The 15369-nt window shown below is 49.1% G+C and carries 14 protein-coding genes; 11 read left to right on the forward strand and 3 right to left on the reverse strand.

Annotation, left to right across the window (positions count from 1 at the left end; genetic code table 11):
* Positions 1 to 53 precede the first annotated feature (53 nt).
* The 3 genes from fsa to ACZ50P_RS00235 all read left to right on the forward strand — a co-directional run bounded on the left by fsa (position 54) and on the right by ACZ50P_RS00235 (position 3308).
* A complete protein-coding gene (fsa, locus tag ACZ50P_RS00225) occupies positions 54 to 701 on the forward strand; it encodes a fructose-6-phosphate aldolase (protein ID WP_464119212.1) in 648 nt (215 codons plus the stop codon).
* On the forward strand, positions 701 to 1141 hold the full coding sequence (locus ACZ50P_RS00230; RefSeq protein WP_464119213.1) for a hypothetical protein: 441 nt from the start codon (positions 701 to 703) through the stop codon (positions 1139 to 1141). Before fsa ends, ACZ50P_RS00230 begins: the two co-directional genes overlap by 1 nt.
* A gap of 133 nt (positions 1142 to 1274) precedes the next feature.
* Positions 1275 to 3308 (forward strand): hypothetical protein, encoded by a 2034-nt coding sequence (locus tag ACZ50P_RS00235; protein ID WP_464132638.1) that lies wholly within the window; start codon positions 1275 to 1277, stop codon positions 3306 to 3308.
* On the opposite strand, the gene murD is transcribed toward ACZ50P_RS00235, so the two are convergent.
* Positions 3309 to 4610 (reverse strand): UDP-N-acetylmuramoyl-L-alanine--D-glutamate ligase, encoded by a 1302-nt coding sequence (murD, locus tag ACZ50P_RS00240; protein WP_464132641.1) that lies wholly within the window; start codon positions 4608 to 4610, stop codon positions 3309 to 3311.
* A gap of 30 nt (positions 4611 to 4640) precedes the next feature.
* On the opposite strand from murD, the gene ACZ50P_RS00245 reads away from it, so the two are divergent.
* Together ACZ50P_RS00245 and ACZ50P_RS00250 are read left to right on the forward strand one after the other, a co-directional pair.
* A complete protein-coding gene (locus ACZ50P_RS00245; protein ID WP_464132643.1) occupies positions 4641 to 6107 on the forward strand; it encodes a metallophosphoesterase in 1467 nt (488 codons plus the stop codon).
* An 88-nt stretch (positions 6108 to 6195) separates the two neighbouring features.
* Positions 6196 to 6390, forward strand: coding sequence for a histone-like protein (locus ACZ50P_RS00250; RefSeq protein WP_011162677.1), 195 nt, complete (start codon positions 6196 to 6198; stop codon positions 6388 to 6390).
* Between the two features lie 72 nt (positions 6391 to 6462).
* On the opposite strand, the gene ligA is transcribed toward ACZ50P_RS00250, so the two are convergent.
* A complete protein-coding gene (ligA, locus tag ACZ50P_RS00255) occupies positions 6463 to 8460 on the reverse strand; it encodes an NAD-dependent DNA ligase LigA (RefSeq protein WP_464132646.1) in 1998 nt (665 codons plus the stop codon).
* A gap of 113 nt (positions 8461 to 8573) precedes the next feature.
* Between ligA and gatC the strand changes: the two genes are divergently transcribed.
* From gatC to ACZ50P_RS00285, 6 genes are all read left to right on the forward strand, one after another.
* Positions 8574 to 8855 carry an Asp-tRNA(Asn)/Glu-tRNA(Gln) amidotransferase subunit GatC gene (gatC, locus tag ACZ50P_RS00260; RefSeq protein WP_464119218.1) on the forward strand — a complete coding sequence of 94 codons (282 nt, stop codon included), beginning with the start codon at positions 8574 to 8576 and terminating at the stop codon, positions 8853 to 8855.
* Between the two features lie 8 nt (positions 8856 to 8863).
* Positions 8864 to 10339, forward strand: a complete 1476-nt coding sequence (gene gatA, locus ACZ50P_RS00265) for an Asp-tRNA(Asn)/Glu-tRNA(Gln) amidotransferase subunit GatA (RefSeq protein WP_464132648.1) — start codon at positions 8864 to 8866, stop codon at positions 10337 to 10339.
* The gene (gatB, locus tag ACZ50P_RS00270) at positions 10329 to 11762 is read left to right on the forward strand and encodes an Asp-tRNA(Asn)/Glu-tRNA(Gln) amidotransferase subunit GatB (RefSeq protein ID WP_464132651.1); all 1434 of its coding nucleotides are present in this window, start codon (positions 10329 to 10331) and stop codon (positions 11760 to 11762) included. The genes gatA and gatB overlap by 11 nt, the downstream gene beginning before the upstream one ends.
* 12 nt (positions 11763 to 11774) lie before the next feature.
* Entirely contained in the window at positions 11775 to 12689 is a 915-nt protein-coding gene (locus tag ACZ50P_RS00275) for a Ppx/GppA phosphatase family protein (RefSeq protein WP_464132652.1), read from the forward strand.
* Complete coding sequence (locus tag ACZ50P_RS00280) at positions 12655 to 13122, forward strand: DUF192 domain-containing protein (RefSeq protein ID WP_464132656.1); 468 nt, start codon at positions 12655 to 12657, stop codon at positions 13120 to 13122. Before ACZ50P_RS00275 ends, ACZ50P_RS00280 begins: the two co-directional genes overlap by 35 nt.
* A 114-nt stretch (positions 13123 to 13236) precedes the next feature.
* Positions 13237 to 14598, forward strand: a complete 1362-nt coding sequence (locus tag ACZ50P_RS00285; protein WP_464132658.1) for an LPXTG cell wall anchor domain-containing protein — start codon at positions 13237 to 13239, stop codon at positions 14596 to 14598.
* Positions 14599 to 14672: 74 nt separating this feature from the next.
* Here ACZ50P_RS00285 and ACZ50P_RS00290 read toward each other — a convergent pair whose 3' ends face one another.
* A complete protein-coding gene (locus ACZ50P_RS00290) occupies positions 14673 to 15041 on the reverse strand; it encodes a PilZ domain-containing protein (protein ID WP_464132661.1) in 369 nt (122 codons plus the stop codon).
* Positions 15042 to 15369: the final 328 nt, after the last annotated feature.

Raw genomic sequence — 15369 nt, forward strand, 5'->3', positions numbered from 1 at the left:
CAACGTACAAATTGTGAGTATCTAAAATCACTGATTAGAATCTTGGAGTTCCCATGAAGTTTTTTATCGACACGGCAGAAATTGAAGAAATCAAGCAAGCCAACCTGCGTGGTTGGGTTGATGGTGTGACCACAAACCCTTCTTTGATCGCAAAAAGCGGTAAAGACTTCCACACAGTGATCAAAGAGATCTGCAAAGAGATCTCAGGTCCAGTGTCCGCCGAAGTGATCAGTCTTCAACATGAAGAGATGGTGCGCGAAGGTAAAGAGCTGGCAAAGCTGGCTTCAAATGTCGTTGTAAAAATCCCTATGTGCGAAGACGGCATGATTGCTGTTAAGAAACTGAAAGCGGAAGGGATCAAGACCAACGTCACGTTGGTGTTCTCTCCAATGCAGGCCTTGTTGGCTGCAAAAGCTGGTGCGACCATGGTGTCCCCGTTTGTGGGTCGTTTGGACGACATTGGTGTTGAAGGTATGCAGATGGTTGATCAGGTTATCCAAATGTATCGCAACTATGATTTCGACACTGAAGTCTTGGTCGCAAGCGTGCGTAGCCCGATGCATATTCAACTTGCAGCTGAAATGGGTGCCGATATCGCTACAATTCCATTTAAAGTGATGCAGCAGATGACTCATCACCCACTGACCGACAAAGGTATTAAAGCCTTTATGGACGATTGGAATAAGGCTCAGAAGAAGTAATGAACAAACTTTCTTTGTTATTTGTCTTTCTAATGACTGTTCTTTTGTCCAGTTGTCGAACTGGGGGCGTGATTCTACGTGAAACGCCCCTGAACCTCAGCGAGACACGTCGTGTGGTCATGTCTGTGATTGGTGAGCCTCGCACGGTAAGCCAGAACGGGCGCGAAATGACGTCCCGCTATTACGACAAAAAAGGCAGCAATATCGAGAAGATGGATATGGCCAAAGAAAGATATTATACGCACGTCACAATTCTGGGCGATCGCCGTCCTTATGATGTGCAAGTGCAGGTTCTGGTCGAAGGTCGTAATGAAGAAGGAGGTTTTGACCTCCTTGACCGCGATGACGACAGAGCCGCTCCCATCGCGGAAAAGCTGCGCCAGACGCTTAACCAAAGTCGCGACAGTCGCAACGTGATTGACGACTTCCGTTCCTTCTAAATACGATAAAGACTAGTCAGAAGTGACTATTCTTATAATGAGGTGACTGTTGCAAGGACTGCGACTGAAGCGGTTGTTGATACCGCTGACCGTATTTGCTGGATGCTTATACTGGTCAAGCCCCACAGGTGGCTTGAAGTTCATTCCTATTTACGATGCACTTGTCATCAAGGCTCAGAAAAATTCACCACCACACATTGCGTTTGAAGAGATGCTGGAATCCGAGAGGCAACTTTCGGAATGGGTCCGCATCGAAAAAATCAAACCACTGAATCTGGCGTCGGAAAAATCCTCTGCTCCTCTTTTTGCCAAGAAGATCGAGCTGACCGAAATGGTCATTCAGAAAACGCCGGAAAGATTTGTTGCCTCGCAATCAGCACAGACTCCAGGAACCATCGACAGCGATCCTTCGCAGTGGATAAATGAACTTCCTGCTGCGCAAGCCAGACGCCTGCAGGTGGCCCAGCAAAAAAACGAAGTGTTGTCTCAGGATTGGAGCCAACCAACCTGGTCGGACATGGCCCGGGAAGTCCTGCAGAAGTCCGGGATCACGGCCGAAACAGGCGTAGCAAATTCGAAAGTGTATGTTGCGGGAATCGATTCAAAGGGGCGCGCCAACACGTCAGTCCCCAAAGCAGATGTCTATGTAGCGCCTAAGAACGAATCTGCCGGGGAAGATCCGAACTTGCCTTCCTATGGATTGGTGGAAGAAAAGCCGGCTGGAATTCGGACCATCTCTGGGCCGTTGGAAATCACTGGCGGACTTGCAGTGACCAACGAACATCATATCGAGATCCGTCGCAGTGACGAAGGTGTCCTGAAAGAACTGGGCCGTGTGAATTTGGTGCAGGGACAATATAATATTGAGGTCGAGGATGTGACCGGATCTATTGTCGCCAAGCTGGTAGATAAAGAAGGTAAGACTTTGGGTGAAGGCAGCTTCCGCCTGAACCGGGTTGCGTCCGTGGGCCAGAACACTCTGCAGGGACCCAAGATCCGCATCCAACCGCATCCTGACTTTGCGGGTATTGTGACAAGCGCCTATAACCCGCGACCGGATGATGCAGCCCCGGCAAAAACACTTGTGACCTTTGTAAAAGGTGCTAAAGAAGTCGCCCCCAGAAAAGATGGAGCCGTGGCGATGGACAATGTCACCCGTGGTTCCACCACGGTAATGCGAGCCGCAGCCCCTTCTCACATGCAGACGGCGGCAATTGTAGTTTCCGGTTCGGAATTTAAGACTCCCCTTTATCCAAATACGATGATTCAGGCTTTGCAGGACATTCTTTCTCAGCAAAGGCAGATGTCATTTGATGGGGCTCCAACAGTCATTTGGGGTAAAGTGACTTTGGATGGCAAGACCCTGGCAGGTATCGAAGTGCAGGTGGAATCTGATCAAAGCTTGGTGCCGGTTTACTTCAATCAATTTATGCTTCCTGATCCAAGTCTGCAGGCCACCAGTGAAAACGGTCTGTTTGCTTTTGTCGATGCTTCCCCCGGATTCCATTCCCTTCTGGCGACTCGAGCGGATGTGATTCTCGGCTACCAGAACGTGGTTGTGGAAGAAGGCTCAGTTGCTCAGGGTGATATTGCCGCTACGATTAAAAATGAATCCGTGCCGTTAAGGGTTTACGATGCTTTCACAGGTGAACCTGTGACGGGTCTTGTGACTATGCAAAGTCTTTCTGAAGAACTGCAGGTTACAGGGGTCGCAACAGTCACACTGCCGAATCTGAAGCGTTACGGTCTGATGCGTGTTCAGCCCGAGGGTGCAGATTACGTGGCAGCTCGTTATGTCTATAACGACAACGATGAGTTCGTGCACGCTCCAGTTGTTCACTGGTCGTGGTTGAGTGCGATTAAGAACTATCTGAAGATTGATGATTTGCCATCAGCAGGCGTGATCGTAGGTTTTGTCCCGGATGAAAACTTCGAGGTGTATCTGGCCGCCTACGACAATATCAATCCACGTCAGATAGTGTACTTTGATATGCAGGGTCGCATTCTGCAGAATGGAAAAGGGATCGCTGGCGGGGGCTTTATTATCTACAACGTCCCTGAAGATATTCATGAAGTAGTTGTCGTTGGCGAGAGAACTCAGAAAATCTATTCGCGTGTTCTTCCGGTGGATCCGAACACGCTATCTGTTTTGAACTTCAGAGAATAACTACCGTGCGAAATCCCGCACAATCGCTTTAAAGACATCTCCGCGATCTTCAAAAGACTTAAAGGCATCAAGACTGGTGCCCCCAGGGCTTAACAATACTGTGTCGGCGGGTTTTACCTGTGACAGGATGAACTCCATGGCGTCTTGCATGCTGACGAAAGATTTTCCCGGCAAGGTTGATTTGGCTTGAGCCGTTTGACGGCATTCGCCGAAGAATACAAACTCTGTGTTTTGCAGGGCCTCCAGCGGTTTCAGATCCTGCCAGGGAAGGTTCTTGTCGCGGCCACCAAGAAGGACCCATAGTTTGCCCGCGGACTGAAGAGTGTCATGAGCTGCGGTGACGGCAATCAGAACGCTGTCCATGGCCGTGGCTTTGCTGTCATTGATAAAGCGCACACCTTTGACAGTGCCGACGCTTTCAAGGCGATGGGCAAGCCCCTTGAACGCCTTCATGCCCGCAATGGCCGTCACTGGCCATCCAGCGGCCAGCGCCAGTGAGCTTGCCAGTGCCAGGTTGTCCTGATTGTGTTGTCCAATCAGTTCAGCCTGCTCCAGATGCAGGGCTTGTAAAGACGGATCCTGACGGGAAATGACCTGAATCTGCTGGGAAGAGCCATTCTTGTTGAAGTACTCCACAAGATCGCCACCTTCGCGATTCAATAAAAGCACATTCTTCGTCAAAGAAAGGATCTTCCACTTTGTCTGATAGTAGTGCTCTAGGTTTTCATATCGCTCAAGGTGGTTCGAAGTGAAGTACGTGATGGCGGAATAATCCAATTCCAGACCCTCGCAGTTTTCCAACTGATAACTGGAAAGCTCAAGTATGATCCAGTTAGCACGAGGACGTTTTTTTTCCAGAACATCGGCAGCATAGTCGGCAAAGGGTGTCCCTAGATTGCCTCCCACAAAACCCGTTTTGGAAAAGGCGTGCAAGCCAGCGCCCAGTATGGACACGGTGGTGCTTTTGCCAACAGATCCCGTGATACCGATAAGTCTTTCGTTTTCCAGCGTGGCGCAGGCCAACGAAATTTCGCTGGTTATGGCAACACCTTTGGTGCGAGCTTCCTGTATCCATGGCGAAGCCAGCGGCACCCCGGGAGAAACCACCAAAGTGCGTGGTGCGCCTTGCGACATAAGAGCCTGTGGATCACGAAAGTGAGCAGACTCTAGTTTGCCGTCAAAGGTAAGAATGGATTCTGGGGCATATCCCGCCAGAAGCAGCAGGCGTCGAGCGGCTTCACCACTTTTACCCATGCCGACAATTGCAATTGGAGTCTTCAGGTTCTTGATAAATTCTTTCATCTGCACGATCATAGATCGTGGGAGGCAGCTTTGCCCACTTTTTTTTCAAGACCCTTTCCTGATTTTAAAACAGCCTCGCATACGGCAATCATCAGTGATCTGCATTTGTGCGAAGCCGAACCGGTCAACCTGCGTTTTCCTCTGTGGAAGAAGTTTAAGACACGTCAGTTTTTCTTTGACGATGTCTTTGAGTCTTTCCTAAAGCATTGCGAAGAACGGGCTCAAGGGGCTCCGGTGGAGCTGGTGCTGAATGGGGATATTTTCGACTTTGACAGTGTATTAAAGCTGCCTGATGAACCCGTGTTCCACATGAGCTGGCTGGAGAAGCATCGGGGACTTTTCCCGATCGAAGAGCGGTCTCGTTACAAAATTGAAGTCATTCTGCAAGATCACGCCGAGTGGGTTCGTGCCTTACGGGAATTCATTTTGCGTGGGAATCGGGCTGTGTTTGTTATTGGCAATCATGACCTCGAGTTGCATTTCACGGAAGTGCAGGCGGAAATTTATAAGCACTTGGATTTGCCAGAAGACAAAAAGATGCAGGTGCGTTTTGTGGAATGGTTCTACATCAGCAACCAGGACACCTTGATTGAGCATGGCAATCAATACGATCCGTATTGCATGTGTGAAGACCCGATCAATCCTTATGTTCGGGGCTATAACTTTGTGTCGCTCAAGCTCCCATTCGGAAATCTGGCCTGCCGTTATCTAATGAATGGTATGGGATTTTTTAACCCCCACGTGGACAGCAACTACATCATGTCGATTCCGGAATATATTCGCTTCTTCCTAAAGTATATGTTGCGGGCTCAACCCGGGCTGGTGTTGACATGGTTCTGGGGTTCGGTGGTGACTTTGCTGCATTCGTTCTTTGATCGCCTGGCGGCCCCGATACGTAATCCGCTGAAGATCGAAGATCGAGTGGCCTTCATTGCTGAAAAAGCAAATGCAGAACCGCGGATGGTTCGCGAGCTGAAAGAGCTCTTTGTGGCCCCGGCTGCCAGCAATCCTTTTTTATTGGCAAGAGAGCTGTGGCTGGATCGTGCGTTTATTATTTTTGTCGCGTTCTATCTGATCTTTCAACTGATGGTGGTTGTTCGTTCAATCTATGAAATCTCCTTCTTCTGGGCTTTCATTCCGTTGTTTCTGCTTCTGCCATTCTTCTTGTTTTATAGTAAGTCAGTTACATCTTTGGTGTCTGGGTACAAAGAGCCCGACGACCGTGTGCTGGCAATGACCAGTGCAATCACCAAGGTGAATCGAATAGTTTATGGACACACACACCACACCCGGCATGAGATCATCGGTTCGGTCGAACACTTAAATAGTGGCTGCTGGTCCCCCGCATTCCTGGATGTTGAATGTACAAAGCCATTGGATCAAAAAACTTTTGTATGGATATCCCCAGGTGAAAGTGGGACAAGGCAGGCAGAGCTTTTCAAGTTCGTCGATGGCAAGTCAGAGCTCTTATTGAACCCGGGCCGCTCTATAAATTAGTGCGGCGCAAGAAGATTTCATATTGTCAATCCCAGGACCCTATGCAAACCTTTTATTGTTCGTTTTAACATGGATGGAGAGGTATATCATGGCAGAAGTACTTGTAGTTACAAGCAAAGTAAAAAAACTTATCAAAGAAAAAGGTCAAATGAACACATCTGCTGAGACTATCGACGTACTCAGTAAGGCAATTGAGCAACTTTGCCTAAAAGGTGTTGAGAGCGCGAAAGCTGACGGTCGTAAGACTGTAATGGCTCGCGACATCGTTATTGACCACCTTTAATTCGGTCAAAAGCCTTTGCAAGGCGCTTATAAAACCCACGGCTTGTAACCGTGGGTTTTTGTTTTTTGGTGCTTAGATCATTTTCTGCAAGTCGTCCCAAGAGATGATTTTTACGCCCAGAGTTTGAGCTTTTTCAACTTTAGAGCCGGGATCATCACCCACCACCAAGTAGTTCAGCTTAGAGGAAACAGAGCTGAGAATCTTTCCGCCATTCTTTTCAATCAGGTCTTTGGCATCATCCCGCTTCACGGGCAACGTTCCAGTGATCAGGAAGCTCATTCCGGACAAAGCCCCCTCTTGAGAGCGCAGGGGTTCTGCGATCTTCACTCCCAACTTGATCATGGCATGGACATCATCCACCAAACGTTGATTGGAGGTCCAATCACGAATGGACTTTGCCACTTTAGGGCCGATCTCTGGCACCAGAAGCAGCTCTTCCTCACTGGCGCCAAGGAACTTTTCAATAGTCAGGAAGTGATCGGCCAGATGTTTTCCGGTCTGCTCTCCGACGAAACGAATTCCCAGGGCAAAGATGAATCGTGCCAGTGTTGGATGTTTGCTGGCTTCGATGGATTTGATGATGTTCTCTGCGGACTTATCGCCCTGGCGATCCAAAGACAGGATGTTTTCTTTGGACAGGCGATAGAAGTCTGAAAAGCTGGAAAGCAGTTTATTATCGACCAGAGTCTCAATCAAACGGTCACCGACTTTGTCGATATTCATCGCACGTCGAGCCACAAAGTGTTTCAGTGATTCTTTGACCATGGCGATACAAAGTGGATTCACACAGCGGGTAACGACCTCACCCTCGGCCTTCACCGCCTTGGAGCCGCAGGCAGGACAATTTTCAGGAATCAAGAACAGCGTGCTTCCCTTGGGGCGTTTGTCCTTCACAACCTCGACGACTTCAGGGATGACATCCCCGGCACGTTGGATAACCACCGTGTCCCCGATGTGAATATCTTTACGGGTGATCTCGTCTTGATTGTGTAAGGTGGCGTTGGTGATGGTGACGCCGCCGACTTTGACGGGCTTCATGATCGCCACGGGGGTCAGCGCCCCTGTGCGACCAACTTGCACCACGATATTTTCAATGGTCGTCAAAGCCTGTTCAGGTTTAAACTTGGCGGCCGTGGCCCATCGAGGGCTGCGTGCGACAAGTCCCAAGTCCTCTTGCAATCTCAGAGAGTTGACCTTGATAACGACGCCATCGATATCAAAAGGCAGAGCGGGCCGAACCTTCTCGATGTGGTGATAGTACTCGACCACCTCTTCAGGTCCTTTTGCAACCCGCAGAAGGTCTTCCTTGTATTTCAGAGTTGTCGGTATGCCGTGTGCAGCGAAGTACTCTTGGATCTCTTTTTGTGTTTCAAAAGCAACCCCATCGGTGGCTCCCAGGGCATATCCAAAGAACCGCAAAGGACGGGAGGCTGCAATTTTTGAGTCCAATTGACGAACTGTTCCCGCGGCGGCGTTGCGAGGATTGGCAAACGTCTGCTGGCCATTCTCCTGCTGCATTTCATTGAGCTTGGCAAAGTCCTGCTTGAACATCAGAACCTCTCCGCGAACCTCAAAAAGAGCCGGCGGATCTTTATGACGTAATTTTAATGGAATACTTTTGATGGTTTTGATGTTCTGGGTGACGTCTTCGCCCACGGAACCATCACCGCGTGTGATCGCCCTGACGAAGTGACCATTTTCATAGATTAGCTCCATGGACAGTCCATCGAATTTCAGTTCGCAGAGGTATTCTATGGGCTCGTCGGTATTGAGAAATTTTTTTATGCGTTCATCAAAATCAAAGATGTCCTCGGGGGAATAACTATTCGCCAAAGAAAGCATGGGCAGACGATGCGGGGCTTTTTCAAACCCCTCTAAAATGCTTCCACCCACTCGTTGAGAGGGAGAATCCGCCAGGTCCAGACCTTTCTCTGTTTTCTCAAGCTCTAACAGCTCGGAAAAGAGTTTGTCGTATTCAAAATCCGTAATGGTGGGCTTATCAAGAACATGATAGCTATGGTCGTGTTCGGAGATGATCTTCTTAAGCTCTTCGTGGCGTTTCTTGGACATGCCCTCTTTGTACCATGATTGAAGGTCCAGTCACCAAGAAATTGCACGTCCCAAGAGTGACGTGTGTTGCCGTTTAAGATAGCTTGTATGTGCCATCTCAAGGAGTTTTTCAAATGATCGATAAAGAAACCATTGAGCATATTGCCAAACTGGCCCGACTTCATGTGACTGAACAGGAGGCGCTGGAATACAGCACCCAGCTGGCGAAAGCCCTAGGGCATTTTGAAAAGATATCCAAGGTCAACACAGCCGGTGTTGAGCCCCTGATTACACCCACAGAAATTGAATCCTATTGGCGGGAAGACGTCGTAAAACAGGACTTCTCTGCCGAAGAGATGACAAACAACGCGCCGGCAAAATCAGGAAACCTTTTCCAAGTGCCACCGGTAGTTTAAGGAACGTTATGGATTTAACTTTTGCCACCCTGTCCGAGATTGCCGAGGCTGTGAAGAGCAAACAGATCAGCGCCAAAGAAGTCACAACGCACTTTCAAAATCGCATCGATTCGCTGAATGGAAAACTCAACGCCTTCACCTCGCTGAATGAAAATGCATTGAAAGAAGCCGAACTTCTTGATGCGCGCATCGCCAAAGGTGAAGATGCGGGCGTTCTTGCGGGAGTTCCTTTTGGTATCAAAGAAATGTTTTGCACCAAAGGACTTAAAACGACAGCGGGTTCTAAGATGCTGGAAAACTTTGTGCCGCCATATGATGCCACGGCGGTGGCTCGGTTAAAAACTGCTGGTGCCGTTGTTCTGGGAAAATTGAATCAGGATGAGTTTGCCATGGGGTCCTCCAATGAAACGTCTTTTCATGGAGCTGTCAGAAATCCATGGGATCTGGAAAGAGTTCCAGGAGGATCATCGGGTGGTTCTGCGGCGGCACAGGCGGCGCGCTTAGTGGCGGGCACACTAGGCACTGACACCGGCGGATCGATTCGCCAACCCGCCAGCTTTTGCGGCATTGTGGGTGTGAAGCCCACTTATGGCCGTGTCAGTCGTTATGGCATCATCGCCTATGCGTCTTCATTGGACCAGGCCGGCCCCATGGTCAGCACGGTCAAAGATGCGGCCCTGACTCTTGAAGTGATTTCAGGTTTTGATGCGCAGGATGGCACCACTTCTCAGAAAGCCGTACCCGCCTGGAGTCACAACCTCAATGCCAATATGAAGGGCTTAAAGGTCGGGCTGGTCAAAGAATATTTATCCGCCCAGGGTCTGGACTCTGATGTGCAAAAAACTGTGGAAAACGCCGTCACTGAGCTTAAAAAACTCGGTGCTGAAATTGTTGAAGTGTCTTTGCCACTGGCCGAGTATGCGGTCCCAGTTTACTATCTTGTGGCAGCCAGCGAAGCGTCTTCGAATCTGTCCCGATACGACGGGGTCAAGTACGGATTCAGAGCCGAATTTAAAAATCTGTCGTCAGTTGATCTGGCAGAGTTTTACAGCCAAACACGCGGGCAGGGTTTCGGCGCCGAAGTAAAGCGTCGAATTATGCTGGGGACCTACTGCCTGTCCAGTGGTTACTATGATGCTTATTACACCAAGGCGGGTCAGGTTCGCCGTTTGTTACTGGAAGAATATCAGTCTGCCTTCAAACAATGTGATGTGATTTTAAGTCCGGTCACCACGGCGCCGGCATTTAAGCTGGGCGAGCGCATTTCGGACCCTTTGACGATGTATTTGAATGACATCTTTACCACCTCCACAAATTTGGCGGGACTTCCGGGGATGAGTGTTCCCTTTGGAATGTCCAAAGAGGGGCTGCCGATCGGTGTGCAACTGACGGCGGCGCATTTCGAGGAGCAGAAGATGCTGAATGTGGCTTATGCTTTAGAAGGCGCTTCGCCGGTGAAAGGTAAAAATCCCCATGTCGTATAGAGGTTATGAAGCCGTCATCGGCATAGAGATTCACGTTCAGCTCAGCACAAAAACAAAAATGTTCTGTGGTGACTCCACTTCTTTTGAGGCTGGGGATAATGAAAATACCTCTCCCGTCAGTGTGGGAATGCCGGGAACTTTGCCTGTCGTTAATTCCAAGGCGATTGAGTACTCCATAAAAACGGGTTTGGCTTTGGGCTGTGACATCAGAAGAAAATCTGTTTTTGCCCGCAAGAACTATTTCTACCCGGACTTACCCAAAGGGTATCAAATTTCTCAATATGATCTGCCGCTCTGTGAAAATGGTTCTGTGACATTCACGGTTGATGGGAAGGAAAAAACCGTTTCCATCACGCGTGCGCACATGGAAGAAGATGCGGGCAAATCCACACACTTTGGTGAATACACACTGATCAATTACAACCGCTCGGGCATTCCCTTGTTGGAGGTGGTTTCCGGGCCTGATATCAGATCACCGGCGGAAGCCGCCGAATACGCACGCACCATTCGTCAGATAGTTCGCTATCTGGATGTCTGCGACGGAAATCTTGAGGAAGGATCGTTGCGCTGTGACTGCAACGTTTCCGTACGCAAGATCGGCGATCCGCAGCTTGGGACTCGTGTCGAGATTAAGAATATCAACTCGTTCCGCTTCGTTGAAAAAGCCATCGAATATGAAATTGAAAGGCAGATTGATGAGGTTGAACGCGGGGAAAAGATCGTGCAGGAGACCCGCTTGTGGGACCCGGATAAGAACCGGACGTTCTCGATGCGCAGTAAAGAGGATGCTCAAGACTATCGATATTTTGCAGATCCGGATCTGCTGCCAATCATCGTGACAGACGGCATGATTGAAAAATTCCGTCAGGAGCTTCCCGAGTTGCCAATTGCAAGGGCCAAAAGATTTGAAACGGAACATGCCCTGCCGGCCTACGACGCCTCGGTTCTGACCATGGAAAAAGATGTGGCGGACTATTATGAAGAAACCGCCAGGGAAGCGAAGAACTTTAAAGCTTCGTCAAATTGGATTATGACGGAGCTGATGCGTGAGCTCAACAGCGCCGGGAAAAGCATCAAGGACTCCCCGATCAAGCCAGCCCAGTTGGGGCGCATGATTGCGTTGATTGATAAAGGAACTATCTCTGGAAAGATAGCCAAGACTGTCTTTCAGGAAATGTGGGATACCGGCAAAGACCCTGAAGTTGTGATTAAAGAAAAAGGTCTGGTGCAGATTTCTGATCCGGCGGCCATTGAAAAGATTGTCGATGAAGTTCTGGCAGCCAACCCTCAGGTGGTGGAGGACCACCGTTCGGGCAAAAAGAAGAATCTTTTTGGTTTCTTCGTGGGGGCCGTTATGAAGGCTTCCAAGGGGCAGGCAAATCCGGATATGGTTAATAAGATTCTGCAGGAAAAGTTAAAGTAGATAGGAAAAGGAATGAAGAAGGTTGCTGCTCTTGATCTGGGAACGAACACATTTTTGTGTCTGATTGCTGATGGTGATGAAAACGGTATTCGCAAAGTGCATCGGGATCTTGTTCAGGTGGTGCGTTTAGGTCAAGGTGTTGGTCAAACGGGCGAGTTTCATCCTGATGCCTTGGCAAGGGCGCGAAAGTGTCTGACGGAATTCAAGAAGGAAATTGACGCTGAAAGAGTTGATCAGGTTCTGGCGATGGCGACATCAGCCGCACGTGATGCGCGCAACGGTCAGGAGCTCTTCCGTATTGGTGAAGAGCTGGGCATTCCGATTGAGATCATCCCTGGCGAAGATGAAGCCCGTATCACCTATCAAGGGGCCACCGCAGGCGCCAAAAATCCTCAACTGACATCTTTGGTGGTGGACGTGGGGGGCGGCTCAACAGAACTGATTGTGGGCAAGGCCTCGGACATTCTTTTCGGGGAAAGCCTAGATATCGGTGGCGTGCGACTGACAGAGAAGTTTATCAGCGCTCAACCAGTGAAGGAAGACGATCGCCGTCGCCTGGAAGCATATATTCAGGAACAGCTGAAGACAGTTCTTCCCGAGCTGGAAAAGCACAACATTGATCAAATTATTGCTGTGGCCGGAACTCCGACATCTCTGGTGGCTATTGAGGTGGGCGGTTTTGACGAGGCCAAAGTGGATGGATACTTCTTAAAGAAAGATCGTCTGCATCACTGGGTGGAAGAGTTTGCCCGTACCACAGTCGAAGAAAAAAAGACCAAGTATCAACTCGGTGGACGAGCTGATATTATTTTTGCGGGGGCTTCCATCTTACTGGCTGTCGTCGAGGCCCTGGGCCTGGACGGGATGATGGTATCCACCAAAGGAGTTCGTTATGGCGTGGCGCTTGAAATGCTTAGGTCTCGTTAATTTTTTCGCGAAGGTCAGTCTGCTTGTTGTCCTTATAATGCCGTCAGCTTTTGCCAAGGATTTTTCCAAAAAGAAAATCTCTTTGGGTGGCAAGACCTTTGTCGTAGAAGTGGCGGAGACTCCGGATCAGCACGAACGCGGTTTGATGTTCAGGACCAAAATGGGGGAAGATGAAGGAATGCTCTTCATCTTTAAGAACACTGAGACACGTTTTTTCTGGATGAAGAACACCCTGATTGATTTGTCTATTGGCTACTTCGATGCAGAAATGAAACTGATAGATATCAAGGAGATGAAATCTGGCAAAGGTGTCCCGGACTCGGCTCTGCCTTCTTATGCCAGCGCACAACCAGCAAAGTACGCACTTGAAATGAACGCAGGTTGGTTCGATAAGAATAAGATAAAGCTGGGATCGAAACTGAAAATTCACTAGATCGAAAGTCCAGTGAATTTCTTAGTATTTGCAAGCCTTCGATCTTGTGCATTAGATTGTTAATAACGCTTAACTGAAACAGTATGTTTCGTGGCATCAATCAAGGATGAATACATGATGAAAAAACTCGTTGTCTTACTAGCGTGCCTCGGTCTGGCATTCCAAGTAACAAGCTGTACGTCTAAGGATAGCCAAGCAGACTCTGAAGTAGCTGCTGATTTTGACTCTGCTGACCTTGAGAAGCTGGAAGGTGACGAGGCTCTTGAGATCGCGGGCGATGATTCCCTGGCCAGTGATCAACTTCCTGAAGACGCTTTGGGTGAAACAACCACCACGACGGAAACCACGACCACAACAACTGAAACTACGGTTGCCGACAGTGAGGCGACAACGGAACAAACAGATGTTGCAACAACGACAGAAACTCTTCCGGCAGATCCTTTCGCGGAATCAACCACAACAACAGCCACAACTCCAGAACCTGTTGAAACTTCCACATCTGTAGCTCAGTCTGAAACATCCAGTTCAGTGTTTGAAAGCTCCTCAGTCAGTGATTCCTCCACAACAGTTGTTGATTCAGCCCCTTCGGAAGCTCCGAAAAAAGCCAACGTTCCTTTGCAGAAAGTGGCAACGACGCCATGGAAAGCCGGCGGCACTTGGTTTAATACAGTTTACTTTGCCCGTCCTGGCGACACGCTTAAGAGCATCAGCCAGATGATCTACGGTACGGATAAAAGAGCTGAGCTGAAAAAAGGAAACCCCACTTATCATTCACGCGATGTGCGCGCCGGAGACAAAGTTTACTACAACTCCCCACACCGTCCGGATGATTCGGCCCGTATGATCACTTACTATGAAGACAACGGACTGGCTCCTGAAACATATGTGGCAAAAGCTGGCGACAATATCAGAAAAATTTCCAAGACTCTTCTGGGTTATGATAATGCGTGGAAAGAAGTTTGGGCTTCCAACTCTGTTGATTCCAAAGGTGAGATCGCAGAAGGAACAGAACTTCGTTACTGGAGAGGTGGCGCAGTGGCCGCAGCTCCGGCCGCTCCAGCTCCTCAGCAGCATCAGGAAGTAGCGGCAGCGATGCCAGAGCAGGCTCCGCCTGCAATGCAGGAAGAGATTCCAGCTCCACCAATGCCTGAAGATCCAATGGCGCAGCAGGCGCAGATGGACATCCCGCCTCCACCTCCAATGGATCAGGCTGGCGAAATGGCGCCTCCGCCTCCGCCACCGGATATGGCTCAGGAAATGGCACCTCCACCACCACCACCGGTTGAAGCCATCAATCCTCCGGCTCCGCAAGTGGCCGAAGAGGCCCCAACGGGAATGGATAATGACACAACAATGGCTTTGGCTGTTGTGGGTCTGGCAGCGGCAGGTTTGGCTGTGCTGATTGTGATGAGAAAGAAAAGAAAACAAAAAGAGCTTGAACAACAAGCCATGGACAACACTCACGTCGGAACTTAATCCGGGGTCGGTGGAAAATAAAAAAGAGCGAGTATGAACTCGCTCTTTTTGTTTTTGTATCTGTGACTTTGTGATCAGCCGACTTTTTTGAAGATGGTATCCATCACGGAACGACGGTCGTTGCGTGAGTTCTCCACGAAATAGATCAGGTCGTCCACAATCTGAACATCGCGGTTATTGACCGGCATAAACTTTACGCCGACTCCCACGGAGTTCGTCCAGATGACATGGGCCGCGATTTTTCTTTCACGACCGGCCACGACGATGACCAGGTTTAATTTTTCGTTGGCGCGAACTTCTCCGCCCTCAAACTCCAAAAAGGCTCCAGTGATGCTGATATTCTTAAGCGTGCCTTTAGTTTCCTCGCGCGCGTAATTGCGCTTGAAAGAGACCTCTAGGTTAAGAGGGGTTCTTGGTGCCGGAACTTTATAAGTGTCCTCCACGTTAGACTCCTTGTGCTTAAATCTTGGATACTATCCTTTCGGTATTACAAACCAAAAATTAATAGCCCAAGAACCCCATTTTTAAAAAATTAGGTTAATTTTTTGAAAACTGGACGTCTCAGGCTCATATTTAAACACCTGAAATAGCTTCATTTTTATAAAACTGAAAAATCGTCTAAGCTTAAGACATCATGAACATATTTCTGTTTTCTGAGGCCTTCGTTTCAGTTTGGAACAGGTTTTCCGGTTGACAAGCAGGGGGCGCCTCTAGGACAGTGTGTTCATAACGTAAGCACAAATCCAATCGGATCTGCTCCCATTTAATTAT

The sequence above is a fragment of the Bdellovibrio sp. CKG001 genome (genome assembly GCF_055397465.1).